General features: G+C 46.1%; 23 protein-coding genes and 2 tRNA genes. 14 read left to right on the plus strand and 11 right to left on the minus strand.

Translation table 11 applies throughout. The annotated features are described in order from the left end of the window. Positions 1 to 45: 45 nt before the first annotated feature. Both VDIS_RS03650 and VDIS_RS03655 read left to right on the plus strand, forming a co-directional pair. A complete protein-coding gene (locus VDIS_RS03650; protein ID WP_013335860.1) occupies positions 46 to 405 on the plus strand; it encodes a HEPN domain-containing protein in 360 nt (119 codons plus the stop codon). Then, positions 398 to 775, plus strand: coding sequence for a nucleotidyltransferase domain-containing protein (locus tag VDIS_RS03655; protein ID WP_013335861.1), 378 nt, complete (start codon positions 398 to 400; stop codon positions 773 to 775). Before VDIS_RS03650 ends, VDIS_RS03655 begins: the two co-directional genes overlap by 8 nt. Before the next feature lie 18 nt (positions 776 to 793). Here VDIS_RS03655 and VDIS_RS03660 read toward each other — a convergent pair. Next, a tRNA-Lys gene (locus tag VDIS_RS03660) sits at positions 794 to 870 on the minus strand. Positions 871 to 948: 78 nt separating this feature from the next. Here VDIS_RS03660 and VDIS_RS03665 point away from each other — a divergent pair. Beyond that, the gene (locus VDIS_RS03665; RefSeq protein ID WP_013335862.1) at positions 949 to 1293 is read left to right on the plus strand and encodes a hypothetical protein; all 345 of its coding nucleotides are present in this window, start codon (positions 949 to 951) and stop codon (positions 1291 to 1293) included. On the opposite strand, the gene VDIS_RS03670 is transcribed toward VDIS_RS03665, so the two are convergent. Next, the gene (locus tag VDIS_RS03670; RefSeq protein WP_013335863.1) at positions 1283 to 2440 is read right to left on the minus strand and encodes an MFS transporter; all 1158 of its coding nucleotides are present in this window, start codon (positions 2438 to 2440) and stop codon (positions 1283 to 1285) included. The genes VDIS_RS03665 and VDIS_RS03670 overlap by 11 nt on opposite strands. Before the next feature lie 59 nt (positions 2441 to 2499). On the opposite strand from VDIS_RS03670, the gene VDIS_RS03675 reads away from it, so the two are divergent. From VDIS_RS03675 to upp, 3 genes are all read left to right on the plus strand, one after another. Further along, positions 2500 to 3246 carry a HesA/MoeB/ThiF family protein gene (locus tag VDIS_RS03675; RefSeq protein WP_013335864.1) on the plus strand — a complete coding sequence of 249 codons (747 nt, stop codon included), beginning with the start codon at positions 2500 to 2502 and terminating at the stop codon, positions 3244 to 3246. Between the two features lie 31 nt (positions 3247 to 3277). After that, entirely contained in the window at positions 3278 to 4216 is a 939-nt protein-coding gene (locus tag VDIS_RS03680) for a DHH family phosphoesterase (RefSeq protein WP_013335865.1), read from the plus strand. A gap of 122 nt (positions 4217 to 4338) precedes the next feature. Further along, the gene (upp, locus tag VDIS_RS03685; protein WP_013335866.1) at positions 4339 to 4998 is read left to right on the plus strand and encodes a uracil phosphoribosyltransferase; all 660 of its coding nucleotides are present in this window, start codon (positions 4339 to 4341) and stop codon (positions 4996 to 4998) included. A gap of 9 nt (positions 4999 to 5007) precedes the next feature. On the opposite strand, the gene VDIS_RS03690 is transcribed toward upp, so the two are convergent. Genes VDIS_RS03690 through VDIS_RS03700 form a run of 3 tightly spaced genes read right to left on the minus strand, consistent with a single transcriptional unit; the run spans position 5008 to position 6994 of the window. Next, complete coding sequence (locus VDIS_RS03690; RefSeq protein ID WP_013335867.1) at positions 5008 to 5664, minus strand: precorrin-2 dehydrogenase/sirohydrochlorin ferrochelatase family protein; 657 nt, start codon at positions 5662 to 5664, stop codon at positions 5008 to 5010. A gap of 19 nt (positions 5665 to 5683) precedes the next feature. Continuing rightward, positions 5684 to 6217, minus strand: coding sequence for a hypothetical protein (locus tag VDIS_RS03695; RefSeq protein ID WP_013335868.1), 534 nt, complete (start codon positions 6215 to 6217; stop codon positions 5684 to 5686). A gap of 33 nt (positions 6218 to 6250) precedes the next feature. Further along, positions 6251 to 6994: an enoyl-CoA hydratase/isomerase family protein gene (locus VDIS_RS03700; protein WP_013335869.1), complete on the minus strand. Its 744-nt coding sequence runs from the start codon at positions 6992 to 6994 to the stop codon at positions 6251 to 6253. 58 nt (positions 6995 to 7052) lie between these two features. On the opposite strand from VDIS_RS03700, the gene VDIS_RS03705 reads away from it, so the two are divergent. Further along, a complete protein-coding gene (locus tag VDIS_RS03705) occupies positions 7053 to 8702 on the plus strand; it encodes an NCS1 family nucleobase:cation symporter-1 (RefSeq protein WP_013335870.1) in 1650 nt (549 codons plus the stop codon). 37 nt (positions 8703 to 8739) lie between these two features. On the opposite strand, the gene VDIS_RS03710 is transcribed toward VDIS_RS03705, so the two are convergent. Then, the gene (locus tag VDIS_RS03710; protein ID WP_013335871.1) at positions 8740 to 9654 is read right to left on the minus strand and encodes a carbamate kinase; all 915 of its coding nucleotides are present in this window, start codon (positions 9652 to 9654) and stop codon (positions 8740 to 8742) included. A 179-nt stretch (positions 9655 to 9833) separates the two neighbouring features. On the opposite strand from VDIS_RS03710, the gene VDIS_RS03715 reads away from it, so the two are divergent. From VDIS_RS03715 to thpR, 4 genes are all read left to right on the plus strand, one after another. Then, a complete protein-coding gene (locus VDIS_RS03715; RefSeq protein ID WP_013335872.1) occupies positions 9834 to 10112 on the plus strand; it encodes an H/ACA ribonucleoprotein complex subunit GAR1 in 279 nt (92 codons plus the stop codon). Then, positions 10096 to 11031, plus strand: coding sequence for a transcription initiation factor IIB (locus VDIS_RS03720; protein WP_013335873.1), 936 nt, complete (start codon positions 10096 to 10098; stop codon positions 11029 to 11031). Before VDIS_RS03715 ends, VDIS_RS03720 begins: the two co-directional genes overlap by 17 nt. A gap of 128 nt (positions 11032 to 11159) precedes the next feature. Further along, the gene (locus VDIS_RS03725; RefSeq protein ID WP_013335874.1) at positions 11160 to 11594 is read left to right on the plus strand and encodes a helix-turn-helix transcriptional regulator; all 435 of its coding nucleotides are present in this window, start codon (positions 11160 to 11162) and stop codon (positions 11592 to 11594) included. Between the two features lie 36 nt (positions 11595 to 11630). Then, positions 11631 to 12194, plus strand: a complete 564-nt coding sequence (gene thpR / locus VDIS_RS03730; protein WP_013335875.1) for an RNA 2',3'-cyclic phosphodiesterase — start codon at positions 11631 to 11633, stop codon at positions 12192 to 12194. A gap of 33 nt (positions 12195 to 12227) precedes the next feature. Here thpR and VDIS_RS03735 read toward each other — a convergent pair whose 3' ends face one another. Next, positions 12228 to 12452 (minus strand): hypothetical protein, encoded by a 225-nt coding sequence (locus tag VDIS_RS03735; RefSeq protein ID WP_013335876.1) that lies wholly within the window; start codon positions 12450 to 12452, stop codon positions 12228 to 12230. A 196-nt stretch (positions 12453 to 12648) separates the two neighbouring features. Further along, entirely contained in the window at positions 12649 to 13173 is a 525-nt protein-coding gene (locus VDIS_RS03740) for a hypothetical protein (RefSeq protein ID WP_148678206.1), read from the minus strand. A 352-nt stretch (positions 13174 to 13525) separates the two neighbouring features. Between VDIS_RS03740 and VDIS_RS03745 the strand changes: the two genes are divergently transcribed. Continuing rightward, positions 13526 to 13999, plus strand: a complete 474-nt coding sequence (locus tag VDIS_RS03745; protein ID WP_052885761.1) for a site-specific integrase — start codon at positions 13526 to 13528, stop codon at positions 13997 to 13999. Between the two features lie 342 nt (positions 14000 to 14341). Here the strand turns inward: VDIS_RS03745 and VDIS_RS03750 are convergent, their stop codons facing one another. Both VDIS_RS03750 and VDIS_RS03755 read right to left on the minus strand, forming a co-directional pair. Then, a complete protein-coding gene (locus tag VDIS_RS03750; RefSeq protein ID WP_052885762.1) occupies positions 14342 to 15499 on the minus strand; it encodes a tyrosine-type recombinase/integrase in 1158 nt (385 codons plus the stop codon). Positions 15500 to 15734: 235 nt separating this feature from the next. After that, positions 15735 to 15822, minus strand: a tRNA-Leu gene (locus VDIS_RS03755). Positions 15823 to 15935: 113 nt separating this feature from the next. Here VDIS_RS03755 and VDIS_RS03760 point away from each other — a divergent pair. Both VDIS_RS03760 and VDIS_RS03765 read left to right on the plus strand, forming a co-directional pair. Next, positions 15936 to 17777: a COG1361 S-layer family protein gene (locus VDIS_RS03760; RefSeq protein WP_013335879.1), complete on the plus strand. Its 1842-nt coding sequence runs from the start codon at positions 15936 to 15938 to the stop codon at positions 17775 to 17777. Further along, complete coding sequence (locus VDIS_RS03765) at positions 17753 to 19213, plus strand: MFS transporter (protein ID WP_013335880.1); 1461 nt, start codon at positions 17753 to 17755, stop codon at positions 19211 to 19213. Before VDIS_RS03760 ends, VDIS_RS03765 begins: the two co-directional genes overlap by 25 nt. On the opposite strand, the gene VDIS_RS03770 is transcribed toward VDIS_RS03765, so the two are convergent. After that, a complete protein-coding gene (locus VDIS_RS03770; protein ID WP_013335881.1) occupies positions 19210 to 20196 on the minus strand; it encodes a thiamine-phosphate kinase in 987 nt (328 codons plus the stop codon). The genes VDIS_RS03765 and VDIS_RS03770 overlap by 4 nt on opposite strands. Positions 20197 to 20236 lie beyond the last annotated feature (40 nt).

Consider the following 20236-nt stretch of genomic DNA (forward strand, 5'->3'; position numbering starts at 1 on the left):
TATTTAAGGGTTAAAAACCACAGCAAAACTCCTTAACTTAATAAAATGGCATCACGATGGTATGCAAGGGCTGAGCGGTATAGGACGTTGAGTAAAGATATGCTCAATAGAGGTTTTTATCCAGAGGCGTGCTTTTTCGCGCAGCAAGCTACTGAATTTTACCTTAAGGGTAAGCTTATAGAATTAACGGGTTCGAGACTATATACTCATTCAATAGTCACGCTGTTAAATCAGGTGGTCTCAATACTTAATAAGCCCATTAACAACGATGTCATTAGGTGCGCTAAGCTCCTTACCGAGCAGTACATAGGGTCTAGATACCCTGATGCCCGAATGATTGATTATGATAAGGATGACGCCGAAGATTGCCTCAGGTGCATGGAGATGGTGATGAGTTATGTTTAGGGAAATCCTCCTAAGAATGCACCGTGAAATCGAAGAGTGGATAGGAGGGCTATGTAATGAGGGTTACACGGTCATACTCTTCGGCTCAAGGGCGCGTGGTGAGGCTAGGATAGACAGTGACTGGGACTTACTCATCATAGGTGATAAACCACCCACCGAGCCACCGAATGACCTTGCTCAGGTGCATTACGCGGACGTTTCAACGGCTGAAAGGGAAATTGAAAACTTCAACACGATATTTCTCGATGCATTCTACGAAGGTAAGTTACTATGTGGTGACACGGTTATGTTCAATAAATTGAGAAATAAAGTCCTTAACGTGACTAAAGATTTCGTGAAGACGAAGGACGGGTGGATAAGAATAAGGTAATAAGATCTATGGCAAAATTGGCGGGCCCGGTGGGATTCGAACCCACGACCTACGGGTTAAAAGCCCGCCGCTCTACCTGGCTGAGCTACGGGCCCAGTCAAGTACACTTTATCACCGCCTTTTAAGGTTTTATGTTGCCTTAGCTTTTTAACCTCGTTGTTTTAATTTACTCCGTGTCTTCGATAGTCGATGTTAGGCTTGGTGATTACCATGGTGAGTGGATTTTGGATAATGGCGTTGTTAGGTATGTTGAGCATATAGGTAGTGATGTTATTGAGGCTGAGCTTGAGGGTTGTGGTGAGGATTACACTGATTGTGTTATTGAGGATGTGGTTAAGAGACTTGGTGATGAGCTTAAGCTCCCAAGGTCAATTCTCGGTTCGGTGAAGGCTAGGCTTAAGGTCCTTGGCCTCCCTTTAGTGATCACACTGCGTGAGGAGGTTAATGTATCGATTATTGAGTTTAGGGGTAGGAATGGTAATGCTCAATTGGTCATTCACTATCAACTTATTTCCTGAGGAGGATTACCCTGAGTATTGCGTATAGTATGAATGCTATTACGAATATTATCAAGGCCAATAGCGCTATTCCACCGAGCCCCAGCTTCACGTATGAGTAACTACCCAGGATGCTGCCTAACCCCATGCCGAACCCAAGCACTAGGCTGTAGAGGCCCATCGCTGAGCCTCTCATGCTTATCAGCGCTTCATCACCCGTTAATGCAAGTATTGATGGCACTACGGCAGACGCCATGAATATGAAGGGGGCTGAGACTGCGACGGCGATTATTGGGTTAATACCCAACAGAAGTAGTACCGTTAGTATTATGAGGCCAATACTCACACCAGTAACCCCAATACTCATCGTCCTCAATCTACCAAGCCTATCAGATACGTAACCAAAGAATACCGAGCCAAGGCCAACCACGAGCGTTGCGCCGAGGAATAGGGCACCAACGTGTATCGGCATCACGCCCTTAATACTCCCTATAGCCCTGCCCGAGTATATCGCAGCGCCCAGTATCGTAGTTATTGAGAACCAAATGGGCAATGTCGGTATGGCCCTCCTCGAAATACCCCTCAACGGATTTAAGTAAACAGCACCTGTGGCCGGTCTAGTCTCGATTATGTACTTAAAGACTATTGCGTAGAGTATGATTAGTAGTATTAGCAGCACTATGAATGCCATTGCTCCTCTAATCACTTGGTAAAGTATTGAGCCAATCATGTAACCGAGTGCATAACCGAATATGTTCATGAAGTCGAAGACCCCCATGCCTAACCCCCTGAACCCCTTCTCCGTTAGGTCTGTTATCATCGCCAACGTGGATACGAGGACCAAGGCCGCGCCAAAGCCCATTGCGCCATTGAATGCGGCGGTGGCTAGGGGATTCCTTAGTAGGGCTATTGCTAGGTATATCAATGCCATGAACATCAGTATCCAGGTATACCCAAGTATCAATGTCAATCTCCTCCCCAACCTATCGGCCATGTAACCAGCCACGAAGGAGCTCAAGGCCTCGACAAATGGGTATGAGGCAAGTATTAGGCCAACCATTATATTACCACCTGGCGATAGGTAGGATATCAGGAATGTGTTTGCTCCCGACCCAACCCTAATCATTAGTATTGGTAGGTATGGCAGCAATGCCCTGTCACTCTTCATTGGTGTTAACGTGGTGCTTAATTCTTATTAATATTAAATTTTAAGTAATGATTCCTGATATGGGCACTATACAATTGATTGATAGGTATTCAAGGCAGATCGCCGTCATTGGTAAGGAGGGTCAGGAGAAGTTGTCGAAGGCCCGCGTGGCCGTTGTGGGTTTGGGCGGCCTGGGCACCTTAGTATCAATGTACCTGGTTGGTGCTGGTGTTGGTGAGTTAGTAGTAATTGATTATGACACCATAAGCCTTACAGACCTCCACAGGCAGTTATTATATAGGGAGGAGGATGTTGGTAAGCCGAAGGTTGAGGTTGCGGTGAGGAGACTCCGCGACCTTAACTCAACGGTTAAGATAAGGCCTGTGAGTGAGGCGTTGACAAGCGAGAATGCTGAGGATGTACTTAAGGACGTGGACGTTGTGGTTGACGCGCTCGATAATTGGTTTAGTAGGCAGGTATTAAATGAGGCAGTTGTTAAGTTGAGGAAGCCCCTGGTACATGGTGCGGTGAATGGTTGGTACGGTCAAGTATCAACGATAATACCGGGCAAGACCCCTTGCCTCTATGAATTGGTCCAGGTTAGGTCATTGCCCCAGTGTGTTGGTTACTGCCCTGTTGTTGGTCCTGTGGTTGGTGTCGTGGCCTCAATAGAGGCGACGGAGGTCATTAAGTTAATAACGGGTATTGGTGAGCCCCTCATCAATAAGTTGTTGATAATTGATGGTAAGAATTGGGTTGTTGATGAGATAAAGCTTAGTAGAGTTGAGAGTTGCCCTGTCTGCTCAAGATATCTTAAGGAAAAATAATTTTAAGGAATTAATTAGCAGGTTTATGCTCATGAGGAGGTTCCTATCGGCATTATGGGCTAAGCTGAGTAATAGGCCATTGGCGCTTTGTGATAGTGGTGATGTTGATGGCATAACAAGCGCAGCCCTATTCCTAAGGAAGTACCCAAATGGCGTTGTCGTCCTCGCCGCACCAAGTGAGGTTAATAGGTCCTGGTGGATCAAGCGCCTCTCCTGGACCTTCGTGGCAGACCTACCATGCCCAGGCAAGGTCCTAATTAGGGCTGACCACCACAGGACTAACAAGCCCTGCGCTAAGGTTGAGTTTTACGACCCAGAGGCGCCCTGCTCAGCCCTCATGGCGATGAAGGCGCTGGATCTCGAGAATGACCCAATAGCCAATAGCCTTGTTAAGGTCGCCATTGAGACCGATACCGCAAACATAACGAGTGAAGAGGCCGAGAAGCTCGATCTCGCCGTCAGGTTCGCATCATATCCAGAGAAGATATTTATTGTCAGGAACCTTGCAGTTAATGGTCTACAGGCATTGGGTAATTACAGGATTGGCAGGTTAATTGAGAGGGGTTATAGGGCTAAGAAGCTCATGCTTGAGATCGCCGATAAAATACCAATTAGGGATATAATAAACATCTATAGCCCCATTGACCTGGGGATATCCTATAGGCAATTAACGATTGAGTTACAGCATAGGGGTGCCAAGATGGTAAATATATTGCTTAGGCTGAATAGGAGAACCTTCAGGTATTACTGTGGAGCCGATAAAGATAGTCCATACGACTGTACACAGGTAGCCACTAAGCTTGGTGGTGGCGGCCACAAGTACGCCTCTGGTGCCCAGTATAAGTCACCGTTCTTTAACCCAGGTAAGGGTGTTGAGGCCTTCGTAAATACGTTAAAGGCTTACTTAAGTGTCAATAAGCTCGAGGTGCTTGAGCTGGCTAAGGATTCAGTAAGGATTATTACGTACTGAGCCATCAGCGCTTTGGACCATCGTCACTCATCGGTGGCTACCATTATCATCACCCGTAGTATCTAATTACTAAGTAGCAAAAGTTCTTTAAATGCGCGCTTTCACGGTTATGGCGGGTTTCCTTGGGCAGAGTTGTCGTTATTGATCACCCACTGGCGCAGGCAATCTTAACGACTCTTAGGGATAAAAATACTAAGCAGATTGAATTTAGGAAGGGCCTTGTTAGACTTGGTAGGTTGATGGGTTATGAGATTGTTAAGTCCATGGATATAGAGACCGTGGAGGTGGAGACACCACTTGGTGTTAAGGCTAAGGGCGTTAGAATTAGGGACCTGGATCACGTGGTCATTATTCAGGTGCTTAGGGCTGCCATGCCGTTGGTTGAGGGCTTAGTTAAGATATTCGCGAACGCAAGAATGGGTGTTGTCAGTGCAAGGAGGGTTGAAGAGTCCCATAAACCTGGCTCACTGGATTTCGACATTGAGATTACGTATGTTAAGGTTCCTAAGATACTTGAGGATGACATACTGATAGTCGCGGATCCAATGCTTGCGACGGGCTCTACAATAACCTCGGTTTTAAAGCACGTGCTTAAGTACGGGATTCCCAAGAGGACGATTATAGCCAGTGTCATAGCCACTAAGTATGGCATAGAGAGGGTGCTTAGGGATTATCCATTCGCCGAGATATACACGGTTTCCATAGACCCTGAGATAAATGAGAAGGGCTACATAGTGCCTGGACTGGGTGATGCTGGGGATAGGGCCTTTGGTGGTCCCTGAAGTAATCTATTAATTACGAGACGAAACCTTACTCATAACATAACTCAAAGCCTCATCAATAAGCCCCTTCCTGGCAAGCTCATTGAATCTCTCGTCACTATCTAACTCCATGTATAGACTTAACCTAGTCCTCACATCACTCACCACCTCCTTAAGCTTACTCTTAACTGCATACCAAACCCTCGCCATGTTCATTAATTCCTCATCCTCCCTGAGTATGTTTATTATCTTATCAAGGGTTCTCCTAGCCACAATACCGCTAAGCCCCTCTGTTGTCACCGCGATCCTAATACCGTTGATCTCACTCTCGAAGGGAACTACGACCTCCGTCTCCTCCGCATTCGTGGCGTCATTGAAGAACTTACGCATATTCCTGGCCAGTTCCCTAACCTTCCCATTGATTACTGGGTCATTAGTAGCTATTACCACTAAATCAGCCCACTCAATATTCCTCCTAAGTAATTCCTCATCATTAGCATCACTCCTGATCAACACCACCTTACCCTGCTCGGCATAGCGAAGTAATTCATTACTAAATTCGAGACTTAACACCCTAACATTGGCGCCTGCCAGGAGGAATTTAATGGCCCTCCTCGTACCAACACCACCCCCACCAACCACCAGCACATTCCTCCCACTGAACTCTATGAAGAGTGGAACCCTCACGATAATCTAATTACTAATCTTAATTATTATTTTTACTTACACCTCCCAAATGCAAGGTATTGAGGACTAAGTCCCTAATCCTCACTATGGTACTGAGTGATGGCAGTTCTTCATCAATGCTAAAAACAGCGTTCCTAACGCTATCCCTGACCCAGGCGCAATCATTAATCAATAGGCCATGAACCGACCCAGGCACGTTAGACCTTACCAACTGCTTAACGAAATTATCACCGCTAAACCCAATGATTAACCTGGGATTGCTAATTGTATCTAAGTCAAAACCAAGCATTACAACTAGGTCATAATTACCTCTCTCAAGGAGTTTATTAATTACCTGCCTAAGCCTTGATTGGCTACACGGTAAATGCCGCCTAGGCATTACCACCCCAATACCCAACTTTGTAAGTAAAACCGCCAATACGGAGTAGAATTGAGGCTTAACACCCGGTGGTGGCAGTAGTAATACATTACCGCTGATTGTTTTCGGCCTAAAGACCATTACATAGTCATCAATGTAAACCCTATATTCATCGCCATTGAATATCTCAATCATTGAGGAAGTCATGAGTACAGCACTTATATAGCATTACTTTTTGAGGAATTCCTCAAGTCTCATCTTAACCTCAGGTCTCAGCGACTCCTCAGCCAACGTATTCAATAACTCATCCCACCTATCGCTAACCTCGTTAATTAATGAGGAGATCATTAACCTCTTAATTGTTTTGTAGACGCCGTGAGGCACGGCACTGATCTTACCTATGAGTTCCAGGGATACCCTCAATCCCTCGTTAACATCATTAACGACCTTATGGACTAGACCCCAATCAACAGCCTCATCAGTACTAAGCCTAAAGTCCCTGTCCAGGAAGAACCTTGACCTAAGCATGCCAAAGAGATACGGCGCGAAGGCTGGCGTCACAGGTACAAGCCCATACCTAATACCTGGCAGGGAAAACTCAGAGCCCTTAATGGCAACCACCTGGTCAACAAAGTACAGCAATTCCGTTGCAAATCCATAAGCGGACCCATTAACTAGGGCGATCACGGGTTTCTCGCAGTTAGCGACTGTAACGACTAAGTCCCTAATTGCCGTGAAGTACCTCCTGGACTCCTCAATCGACTTAAAACTATAGATCTCGGCTAAGTCAAGGCCCGAGGAGAAGACTTTTCCCTCGCCAGTAATTACAACGCCTCTGTAATCCCTACAACCCAGGGCTATCGCATCCCTAGCACTAAGGGCCAACTCAAGACTAAACGCGTTCCTCTTCTCGGGTCTATTTAACTTAATGATTAGTGAGTTGTCCATGGGACTTTTAATGACGGTGCTCATAAAGCCCGCTTATTATAGGGCTGGTTGAATAATAACTTAACTATACCATCTTTAAATTATGAGTAACCCTTATAAGGGCTTCCTGAGACGTGGTGAGGGCATCTTGGTCTACCCAACGGACAGGCTAGAAGCCGTGAAATATGACGTAAAAAGAGGGCAGGTTGAATTAACTAAGGGATACCCAGAGGAGAAGTTTCTATGGAATGTCGACTTCCATCCAACGCCAATAAGGAAGAGGAATTGGGATTGGTACACCTACGCAGCTATTTGGTTTGGCATGGCTTTCATAGTGCCCAGCTGGTCCTTGGCGAGTGTTGGTCTGTCCTTTGGCTTAGGAACACTGGACTCAATACTCCTGGTATTCCTAGGCAATGCAATAGTCCTGATACCAATGATAATACAGAGCCACGGTGGTGCCAGGTATGGAATACCCGAACCCGTCCTAACGAGGACCAGGTGGGGAGTCTACGGTGCCATATTCCCGAGCTGGATTAGAGCGGTCATTGGAGCTGGTTGGTGGGGGATAGAGACCTACATAATGACGGAGGCTGCCGTTGGCATATACGCAGTATTAACACATAGGTTAAGCGTGATAGAGAGCTACGTCGCCAAGGGCATCGCCAGCCCATACACATTAAGCCTAGCCTTCCCACAGGTCTTCTGGATAACCTTTGCAGCAATAATACTACTGCAATTAGCATTGCTCTACTTCTCGCCAGTGCCTGAGGCACAGCCAGCCCTTAAGTGGTTCGCGAGGCTCGCAGCACCACTGGTGCTCCTTGGCTTCGTAATACTATGGTACAACTTCATGGGTCTATCCCACTGGAACTTCGGGCAGATATTCTCGATTAAACCCACGGTGACCGGGATTAATTACTGGGTCATGTGGTTCGCGTTCCTAAACGCGAACATAGCCTACTGGGCCACAATGGCATTGTCAATGCCTGACTATACCAGGTTCGCTAAAAGTCAATTCGCGCAGGCGGTTGGTCAGGTACCAATGCCATTTATGATGCTCATTATTGCATTGCTTGGTGTCATGACCACGGGGGCCATAGAGCAGGTATACCACGTAGCAATTTGGGACCCAATCCTAGCGTCAACACTATACCTAAACCCAACACTCGCAATACTACTAAACACGCTTTTCCTGCTGGCCACGTTCTCCGTCAATGTTTTCGCGAATACGGTTGGTCCAGCATATGACTTTGCAAATACATTCCCGAGAAAACTGACCTGGTTCAGGGGTGCGTTAATAGTGATTGCGGTTTCAGTAATACTTGGTGCATGGACATACTATGGCTCGGCATACGGCTACCTATACAATTGGTTGCTGACTTATGGTGGGTTGTTGGGGTCTGTTGAGGGCATTATAATATTTGACTACGCATTAATAAGGCGCTTTAAGTTCGAATTAACCGACGTATTCTGGAGTAGGGGTAGGTTTAGGTACTGGAAAGGCATTAACCCTGCGGCCTTCATAACCTTCGCAATTGTGGAGTTCATAATCTACGCACCCTTCATACCATACCACAACATAATATTCAGCAACTCATGGCTAATATCTTTCCTGCTCTCGGGCTTGATATACGTACCATTAATGACACAGTGGGTTATACCTAAGTACCAACCTGAATTAAGAGGCTCGATATTCAAGGGAGGTTATGTAAGTAATGAAGTAATGACAGTTTTCAATAAAGAAGCATAGAGTGATTAAGTCCGTTAAAATTGATAAAAATTACCCTCTATCTTACTATCTTAGTCCCAATCCTACCCCTAATGATGTCCTTAGCCCTACCTAATGGCCCTATGTACGCCGTCTTTCCGCCATTCTTTATGAACCTAATGGCTGCCAGGACCTTCGGCCCCATACTACCCGGTGGAAATTGACCCTCATTGTAGTATTTCTCAAGTTCGCTAATGGTGACCTCAATCAGCTTCTTCTGATTGGGCTTCCTATAATTAATGTATACGTAATCTACGTCAGTTAGTATTAATAGGTAATCGGCATTAATGGCGTTGGCAAGTACTTGGCTTGCTAAGTCTTTATCAATGACGGCATCAACACCCTGGACCTCGCCATTAACGATGACTGGAATTCCCCCACCACCCACGGCTATGGGTATGTACCCCTCCCTCAGCAGCAATCTTATTAGGTCAAGCTCCATTAGACCCATAGGCTCAGGCGATGGTACAACCCTCCTGAACCCACCACGCGCATCCCACCTGAAAACCCAACCCTTTTCTCTTGATAATTTATCCGCGGTCTCCTTATCATATAGTGGACCTATGTACTTCGTGGGATTTTGAAAGGCTGAATCATTCTTATTAACGATTGACCGTGAAACAACAATAACTGGGCTCCGCCGAATACCCCGCCGCATGAACTCATTTGTCAAGGCATTGGCTATTAAGTACCCCATCCAACCCTCGGTGGCCGCATCAATCATATCAAGGCTTAAGTAATCACTAACCCTTTCAGCAAGTAAGCCGGCCTGTGGTCCATTACCATGAGTAACAACAACGTCAAAGCCCTCCTCAATCATATCCGCAACATCACCCGCCGCAAGTTTAACACTCTCCCACTGCTCCTCAGGCAAGCCAACCCTGGCACCCTCCCTTGCGAAGGCATTCCCACCCAGTGCGATTACGGCGAGCACACATTAAAGCCATTATACGTGTTTAAATTTATTTCGTATTATTATACATACTACCCATTATATCTATACTTAAGTATATACATACTTTATTACTCCTCACCTGATATTGTTGTAATACAACCGTATTCTCTATGACGAAAAGCATTACTTTTAAATATTGTATACGACGTATACGCTAGATGCTCAAGAAAATAGGCGATATCATGCACTTATCCCATGACAGGAGGTTCGTAATTAAATTATCGTTCACGCCCCCACTCGGTATTACGATATACGACTACGCAATGAAGAGGTTAGGAGTTCTATACGATATCATCGGTCCCGTGAACTCACCATACGGCTTAGCCAAGCCAGATCCTCAGTTATCAAAGCCTGAGGATTTCGTGGGTAAGTCAGCATATATTAGGGATGTGGACCTGAGGAAGAAGAGGGGTGGTGGCCATGGTCACGGCAAATAAGCTTATCAAGGCTGAGAAGCTAGTGTGCCCTAATTGTGAATCCACGGACATAGTCTTCGATCCAGAGAGGGGCGAATTGGTTTGTAGGCACTGCGGCCTAGTGATTGAGGAGCACGTAATGGACTTAGGGCCTGAATGGAGGGCGTTTAGTGGTGATGAAGTCTTAATTCATGAGAGGGCCAAGCCAATAAGCCCAGCACTGCCTGGCCAGGGCCTTGGCAATTCCGTTATTGGTATAAAGCATAACCTACTCCTCCACAATAAGTTGAGGGCATTAATTAGGCTTAATAGGTATAATCAGTATCAATATACCGAAAGGAGGATTGCCGAACTCCTTGACGTGATTAAGCCCGTTAAGTACGAGTTGAATCTGCCTGATAACGTGATTGATGAAGCCATGGTTCTCTTCAGGCAGTTGGCCAGTAGGCATGACCTTAGGGGTGTCAGGACTAAGGACCTGGCCCTGGTCCTGCTCTATGTGGCTTGTAAGAGGTCTAGGGTTGTTTGTCCACTCCGTGAATTGAGGAATGCATTAAATGTTGAGAGGAGTAAGAGGATTAGTAGGTTACTTGGTCTTGTTAGGGAGGTCGTTGGTAATAGCGACGTAGTCTTGAAGAGCCAGGAGGAGCTTGGTAGGTTCCTACAAAGAGTGATTAACGCCCTTAAACTTAATGAGGACATTAGGTACCACGTGACTAAGTTAGCCATGGAGATCATCAATGAAGGTCAACGTAAACGATTAACCAACGGCAGAACATTCTACGCATTAGTGGCGTCGGCGGTTTACATAGCCGTAACCCTAATGGGCGTTAGGAAGAGGCAGCGTGATGTTGCTGAGGCCTCTGGGGTCACTGATGTAACCATTAGGAATCGTTATAAGGAGGTTGTATCAAAAATAAATATAATCATTGAGGTCTAGCCGTGGTGCCAACTCATTATTACGTTAAAATCTAGTTCCCCTTTAAATCCTGGTTTAAGTTCATGGAATTGAAGCTATCATTGCGTGATTAGAAATTTTTAAAGAGATGTCCTTTACTGCCTTTGTTCGTGGGTAGTGACGTATCTTCATTAATTAAGGAGTTGAGTGATAAGGAGACCAGGATTCTCGAGGAGATTTATAAGGCTGGTGGTGAGATCATGCTCAGGGATATCTGGAGGGTTATGGGCATTAAGAGTAAGGCTGGTATGCCATTCATTAATAAACTTGAGAAGAGGGGCTTACTTACTAAGGAGAATGTTGGTAGTGGTAAGAGGGTCATGTATAAGGTGAGATTAACGGAGTTGGGCATGGCCGTGGCTAGGGAGTTGATGGAGGCTGGGTCATTAATGAAGGTCCTCACCTACGACCTACTGACTAAGATACCTTGTTTCTACTGCCCATACATAGACATTTGTGGGACGACCGATGAAATAACACCAGAGAAATGCGAGTACCTTAATAAGTGGATTTATGAGATGATTAGAAGGGAAGGTGCTCAGTAGTTAAAATTAAATTAATTGCCGAGTTACAATAAATCAATGTCCAGGGAGTTATACAGGGTATTCATCGCCGTGGACTTAACGGACCAATTAAAGGACCCAATAATTAAGATGCAGAAGGAATTCATGAGTGCCGGCGTTGATATGAAACCTGTGGAGCCGGAGAACCTACACATAACCCTGAGATTCATTGGTGAAATCAGTAAGGAACTCGTTGAGGAGCTGAAGAAGAGACTCAGCAATATTAAGTACAATCAATTCACAATACACATCAGGGGCATTGGGGCATTCCCAAACATAGAGAGACCGAGGGTTATCTGGGTCGGTATTGAGGAGGGTGCCAGGGACTTAATGAACCTACATGAGTTGATAATGAAATTCACGGGGGATATTGGTGAGAGGGATGAGAGGGGTTTCGTACCACACCTAACCATTGCCAGGGTTAAGTACGTTAGGAATAGGGATAGGTACATGGAGGTTGTTAGGAAGTATGAGAACATGGACTTCGGAACGCAAACCGTAGACTCAATAAAGCTAAAGAGAAGTGTGTTAACACCAAAGGGACCAATATACAGTGATTTAATGACAATAAAACTATCGTAATGAGGGATTATTAAGGGAGCTTAATAGATAGTTTTAATCCCTACGTTTACTTCTCACTGACGATATTAACAACCACAGGAAGAAGAGTATTGATACAATAAATATGCCAACACCAACTAACTCCCTATGTACCGACAAGCTTATGGGCCTAATAAGCCTAACAAAGAGTAGAAGTGCTATTGAGAATACTAAGCCCACGGTTGCCACAACCATTAGATTGATGTCATTATTACCCTCATACGTATGTTTAATGATCATACAAAGACCACGAAAGACATGGACTAAAATCCCTAACTCACAGGAACGCAGCAACACTTATATTCCTCATCACGATATAAGCAAACCTAATGCTTAAACCCACTTATCCCATATAATTAATTAACGATGTAAATTACCTGGCATTAACCCCACGATAATCATACCACACTTAATGAAGAAAATATGCCTTAATTACTCAATCCTTAAGGTTTGAAGCCTGGAGGTAAAATGCTGGGTGTCTCTTTAATAGGCTAGGGCAGGAGATGACAGCCACATTATTATTCCAATAGACCCAGGCCTGGATCACGTATCCCTCTGTCCAATTGCCCACTCCAATACTTGGTGCTGGGAGCCATGTGGTGCCATTCCAGTAGTACAAGGTTAGGACGACATCGATGCTCGTGAGGTGACCATTCTCTCCACTAATTATTAACTGCGTGACTGGCCCTGGCTGGATGAACGCATTACCCACTGGGTAGCTATAGTACCAATTCACATTGATGTCGTCTAGGCTATATCCGAGATACGCGGTGCCATTTATAATGGCTATGATAAGCCAGGCACATGCGGTTCCGTAATGAGTGAGGTAGTAATTCCCGATTAGGTTTAATGCTACAAAAATAAAGGTTTTATTACCTACGATGGTATAACGGCCAGGTGCCCAAATCTCGGCATTAAAGCCTGACTGCGAAACACCATTAACAATTTGACTAATTGGCAAGTGCACATACTGTATCTGATAGAGATTATCTAACCTTACATCGAGTTGTATATAGTAGGACTGAAGCTTCTTAATACAATAATAGCCTGTAATGGCCGTGGTTAACGGACCTATATAAAAAATACCTGCTGATCGACCCTCAACTACCTCGAGACCACTACCACCCGTTAATATGGGTAATATTAGTGATGGGGGTGGAGTAAGGTGTTTGTTTACCTGTATGATGAAATTTAATGCTTCTCCATAGTTTTTGAATCGTACATAAACATAATACTATATGGCATTACTGTTCTATTATTCATTATTACTGCACATCCACCTATGAATATTTTGCCCAAAGTGTTTCATGGTGATGAGTGAGGAGGGGGTCATGAGGAAGGTTGGGGAGTTGAGGCTTTACCTCGATGATTATGAACAACTCATAAGGGAGCTCCTGGATAAGTCAGTCAGGAGCCCTAGGATTAAGTACTTCCTGCCCTTGACCCTGGCATTGAGTGGCAGGAGAATTGGTGAGGTTCTGAGGCTTGCTGTCAAGGACATTGATTTTGAGGAGCATAAAGTCACTTGGTGGATTGAGAAGAAGAGGCAGGCGATGTACCTGACGCTGCCGATGCCGAGTAGGTGGTTCACCATTGCCCAGGACTACATTGTGCTTAACAAAATAACCAATGAGTTGTTCCCCATATCGAGGATAACCGCCTGGAGGGTTGTTACTGATGTCACAAGTGAGTTGATTGGCGTGAGGCTTAGTCCTCATGACCTGAGGCATTTGTTTGCGATGAAGGCATTATTGGACACTAAGGACTATGAGTTAGTCAGGAGGTGACTTGCTCATGAGGATCTTGACATGGTCCTGTACTACGCAAAGGTGGTTGGACTTGAGGTCAGGGAATACCCAATCAAGGTTGATTAGGGCAAGTGGCATTAAGCAACGGTTTGCGTCATGGTGTTCAGGAAAGATTTAAATTTTGTTGGAATGGTACTACTAGCGTTGTTTATTGAGTGATTAGGATGAGCGGGGTGGGGTTAAACCCAGTGATGTGTGGTGGACCGTCTGAGGCATGATGATAAGCCGGCACCGAGGGAACCAGCCCACCCCGCCAGTTGGGTATTGCTTAAGTCCTTAATTAAGCTTTCGCTTTGATAAATAGAGTGGGTGGTGAAGCCCTCAGTGACACAGCAAACACGGTGCATGCCTAAGGTACCAGTTCCTAAGTTCCTCATGCCTAGGTGACCAGTAGTGCTCGATCAAGATACGGTGCTCGCTTGGTGGTGCCCTGCCCTGTAGGGTATTCACAATTGACTCTGGTACGCCCCTTGAAATCATCCACGTGGCGAAGAACTTACGCAATTCATAAAGCTCGAAGTCCCTGCCAAGCACCTGCCTGGCAGCCTCCTTGATCTCACGCCTAAGCCTGTCCCTGTCGAAGGGCATGAACTTCCTAGCCCAGTCCTCGACACTGGGCTTAACGCCTAGGTAGTCAGCCTTTATCGCCTCGAGCCTATTCCTAACGAGCCAATCACGCCTGGGCATGTACTGCGCCTTAATGAACTCAAGGGTCTTAGGCTGTAGGAAGGCTATGAACGTCCTCTTTGTCTCGGTTATCTTGCCAATCCTGAGCATGCCGTGCTCAAGATCCACGTCGTCCATACTTACCAGGAACGGCTCGCTTGGTCTAAGCCCAGTCTCTGCCAGGATTATGAAGTAGGTCTTAGCCTCAATGCTCTCGATTTTCGAGAGCACCTGCCTAAGCTCCTCAAGGGTTGGGAGCTTGGTCTTGTTGTGGTTCCTGGGCTTAATCGTCGTGAATGAGTTGTATAGGACCGCAAAGAGCCCGGGGTCCCTGGGCTTCAGCACAGTCTTTATGAGGGACTTTAGGCTCACGGTCACGTGCCTAACAACGTATGGCGACTCCTCCTCAGCAAGCCCACCGAGGAATTCGGTAATGCCCTCTGGCGTCAGCACCCAGTCAAGCTCCTCGAGGGCTCGCCTAATGTACCTGAGCTCGTCGTTTAGGGTCTTCTCACCAACGCCCTTCAAACGCTTAGCCTTGATGAATGCCTCAATGTCCTCCTGGGTCACGTGCCAAGCCCTGCCGAGGCTTTGAACGTAATCACCTAAGTATCGAGAGAGCAATGCAAGGAATTGCTCTCTAAATGTGGGGTCTTCCCTGGCTGTTATTATGACCCTAAGGGCATCACTCAGTGATGCACGCCTCTCGGGGACCCAGCCCCTGAGCAATGACTGCAATTCCTCAGGGGTTAGAAGCCTGAGCATCGAGCATAGCAAACCATCGCCAACCCTACGCCTGCCAGAGCGGATCATTGATATGTAGTTACTCGTGACACCGAGGTCACGAGGCTTAACACCCTTATTACTAATTAAATAATTAATTCAAGGATTAGTAGCCTCTGCTCGTTGTTGATCTCCTCAATGGCTACCAACGAACAATCAACCATAGACCAAACCCGTGATTAATCACCCAGGCACGTATATAAACTTTATGAAAACAGTCACTAATTGAAATGAAAACGACACGATTCGTAATTAATTCAATCTCTGGTGCGGGGGGTGGGATTTGAACCCACGCAGGCCTTCGCCAACGGGACCTAAACCCGTCCCCTTTGACCAGGCTCGGGCACCCCCGCAAGATCATTACTTATCGTCCTTGGTTTATTAATTTTTTGTACGTGTTTTTCGTCGATATCTATTCGATAATTAAGAATGGTTTTTAAAGAGGGCGCTTGTTTTGTGTGTTTCGATGGATCCGATATCACTATCTATAATAGTGCTGGCGCACTGGTTGTTAAATCAGCCCGTGGCGCCTGGCGAGGATTCATACCTAGTGTTTACTGTGTTTAATCCAACGCAGGCTTACCTATTTAACATGACAATAACCATAAACTCATCATTGATAAAGCCCATCTACTACGTCAATTCCTCATCGAATTACTGCCAAATACCTGTTGTACCACCTGAGGGTAATAGTTCGTGTATTGTTTACGTGCAAGTAGATCCCGATGTATCGATGGGTATTTACCAGGTGCCAGTAACCGTCAATTATACGGAGGTTAATGTAACGACTAGCGTTAAGCCATTAATTGTTTATCAAACGATATCGATACCCGTCACCACGTTAGTGACCACAACGTTATACAATGGTGAGCCAGTCATAACCGGTGTTAAGACAGTTCCGGTCACGATACAGATACCGACCGTGATGGGTTCAATACCCTCAATATCCACCTCCCAGTCCTCAGAGAGTGTTAGTACAAACGTATCCATCCCCATACTTGGTTATGTTGGTTTTGAGGCAACGGCCATGATAGGTACGCCAGACAATGTGGTTCAGGCATTGCCTAAGTCCTACGTACCCATAACAATATACCTAACCAACTACGGAAACACCCCAGTCTATAATGTCACGGTTACCCTACTATCAGCACCACCACAACTCGATATAGTAAACACCACACAACACTTGCCAGCCCTACCGCCAGGCCAACCAGTGCCACTAACATTCTACGCATACGTACCCAGCTACATACCGCAGGGTAATTACACACTGGAGCTTAGGGTTGACTACTTCACCGGTGTTGATGATGTGATTAACGCAACGCTGGTGGTGCCCCAGGAACCCATCGTTTACATACAGTCAGTGGCTACAAACCCACCTGAGGTGTTTCAGAGTTACCCAATGGCTCAGTTAATACTAAGTATTGTTAATATTGGTTCTGGGATCGCCTATGACGCCCAACTCTTCATAAACAGCACAGGTGCCTCACCGTTGGTGAGTATGCCGTTAATACTCGGCGCAATTCCACCTGGTCAGCCAATACAGTTGACAGTGCCCATAAGCCTACCGAGCAATCCAGGTAACTACACGGTGGATATAACCGTGACCTATGACGGTGGGTCAACAACAAGGTATTACCAACTAAACGTGAGACCAAGGGCAAACCTAGTCATCGTAAGTGTTAGTTATCCACAGCCACCAAGCCCAAGCCTATCAAACCTAGGCGCGTTGTTCAGCACCATAACCTCACCAACACTATCACCAGGTGCGTCCAAGGTCCCAATAACGATTACCATAATGAATGAGGGACCTGTGGAGGCTAAGAACATAATGGTGACCATATCCACTGGGCAGGTAATACAGCCACACGTATCATCGAGCAACCCACTCTCGGCATTAACGGCGTCCCAGGCATTCATCGGCGACCTAAAGCCTGGGCAGGAGATAAACGTCACATTCCTAGTGGACGTGGACTCAAACGCGAGGCCAGGTAATTACCCGCTTGTGCTTACGTTCATATGGAACCAGACGGGCTCCCTCTACCCATTGACCGAGTCCGTAACCACCTACATAACGGTTAAGCCAGCGCCAAACGTGCTCCTCTGGATCGTTCTGATACTAATAATAATTGTGATAGTGATAGGGATAATAGCGGCAGTAAGGAGGCGTAGGCTAGGCAGTAACAACAACCGCGGAATGCAAGTATCCTACGGTAATCAGGGACCGGGCAATTACCAGGGTAGGCTCGTATACTACGAGGTGCTCTGCGGCGGTGATGATAAATGCGTAGAGGTGGAGTTGGTTTAGAGGGGGAGTATGACGTTGCATATGCGTGGCGTGCAACCGCAATATTGGTCACCTTAACACTCGTTGTTATGTACACCGAGGGAATGCTAGTACCGTCACTACCAACGATTCAGAGGGACCTCAATATATCTGCTGCCGATGCCTCCTGGATATTGTCAATCTACATCCTCATGGGTACATTATCCTCGGCAATAATGGGTAAGCTCGGCGACATGTTTGGTAAGAAGAGGATGCTCATGATAACAATGATTATATATACAATTGGCGCCCTCATCACGGGATTCTCAACAAGCTACGGAATGCTCCTAGTGGGTAGGGCACTGCAGGGCGTTGGCATGGCAATGATGCCCCTAGCCTTCGCCCTGGTTAGGGAGGAGTTCCCGCCACGAATGATACCGCAGGTCCAGGGATTAATAAGTGCCATGTTCGGGGTTGGAATGGCCGTATCACTACCGCTGGGTGCCTACGTATCCCAAACCCTCGGTTGGCAGGCAACGTACCACACGGTATACCCATTTATCATAATCGAGGACTTAATGGTCTACCTATACATTAGGGAGAGCAGGGTTAGGAATCCACAACCAATTGATTGGGTAGGACTATTCCTGCTCTCTGTATCATTAGCCAGTGGCTTAATAGCGGTCACCGATGCACCAACGTATGGCTGGACAGACCCATTAATAATGTCCCTACTGATACTCTTCGTACTCGGCTTCGGGGTATTCGTACTCTACGAAACAACGGTCGACCACCCCCTCGTCCCAATAAACTTACTGGGTAATAGGAATGTCATGGCAGCAAACATAGGGGTTGCCCTAGCTGGTTTCGCCCTATTCCTAATGGCCCAGGCCCTGACATACCTACTTGAATCGCCTAAGCCGCTTGGTTATGACCTGTCAATACTGGATGCGGGTATTATGATGATACCAATGGCCGTTGTCCAGATGATAACCGCCCCAATAGCGGGTAGAGTAATCACAAGTATTGGCGCTAGGAGGTTAGCCGTCATCGGGTCCGTAATAGCAATAATAGGCCTATTGATGCTTACGTACACTTCGTTCTACGGTCTATCGTATGTAATAGGGTCGATGTCCGTATTAGCCGCCGGCATAAGCATGGTTAATGTGGCGGTGATAAACATCTTGGTATTCTCCGTGGGCAGGAGGAACATGGGCCTGGCCACGGGCTTAAACTCGGTCTTCAGGAACATAGGCGGTGCGTGGGGGCCGGCGGTGGCTGGTTCACTAATGAGTATGTACCAGGCCTCAGTACTCATATCACTTAAGCCCCTGTTCTGGATAACACTACCTGCCAAGTTCTCCTACCAGTTAATGTTCATGATAACCACGGCCCTCTACATAATGGCCATAGTGGTCATTGTGACGCTAACACGTGAAATATTCGTGAAGGGCGAAATAAGGGCTCTCGAAGTTTAGGTACTAGCCCAACCAGTGAAGTAATCCCAACCTCTATACCTAAGTATTGAACCCTTAAAATAAACGCCCTCACCCTCCTCAACAGTTGCAAACGGCTTAAAACCAAGCCTTTCAAACACAGGTATGCAGCTTCTCCTTACCGAGAACACGGGCAGGAACTCCTCACCACCATTAAACACCGCCTCCTCAATATTAACATCACCAATCTCACTCATTGAGTTGAGGAAATCTTCGCTCACGGGTAATTCATTGATTATTATTTTAACTCCGCCATCAGTGGACATGGTCCAAAGCACCTTACCAAGCCCATCACTCGAATCCATACTGGCCGAAATACACTCCCTATGCCGTAATAAGTCGTTTAGTATATTCATCTCCAGCCTGGGTCTTTTGAGTATTTCAATTCCTTCCCTAACAACCCTTGAGTCAATCCACCTATTTAATTCATTACTATAGTATAGTTTAAAGACGAGGCCCGTGTAGCCAAAGTAAGGCTTGGTCACGAGTACATCACCAACCCTGGGCTTCCTACCAATGATACCAGCCAATGGTTTACCTATTGCGGCGACATCAATCACATTATCCAAACCCTCATTTAAATCACCACCCAGGTACTTCATGCCCAGGTAATTAGCTCCCTCGTTTAACCCATTAATTAATTCCCTAAATTCATCAATACCCGAATCACCCCTCATTGTTATTGAGACCACGGCATAGAGTGGCTTAGTGAGCTTCACGAGGAAGTCACTACCTACTGCAGCCATGACCTTCCAACCCATGTCAAAGTACGTCATGAAAGGCATCCTTGACGTTGACAGTGATATACCATCAATCTTAATAGCCAGCATATTACCATCAATCTCCAGGAATTCCAAGTCATTATCCTCACCAAAACCAGTGATACTCCTAATGATGCTTATTAAGTTAGTCTCCCCAAACCCCCTTAATACATTCCCAACCTTAGTATTATCTTCCTTACCCATTTAATGAGAATGCGCCTGTTGCGTATATTAGCGTTTTTAG

The organism is Vulcanisaeta distributa DSM 14429 (genome assembly GCF_000148385.1).
Taxonomy (GTDB): Archaea; Thermoproteota; Thermoprotei; order Thermoproteales; family Thermocladiaceae; genus Vulcanisaeta; species Vulcanisaeta distributa.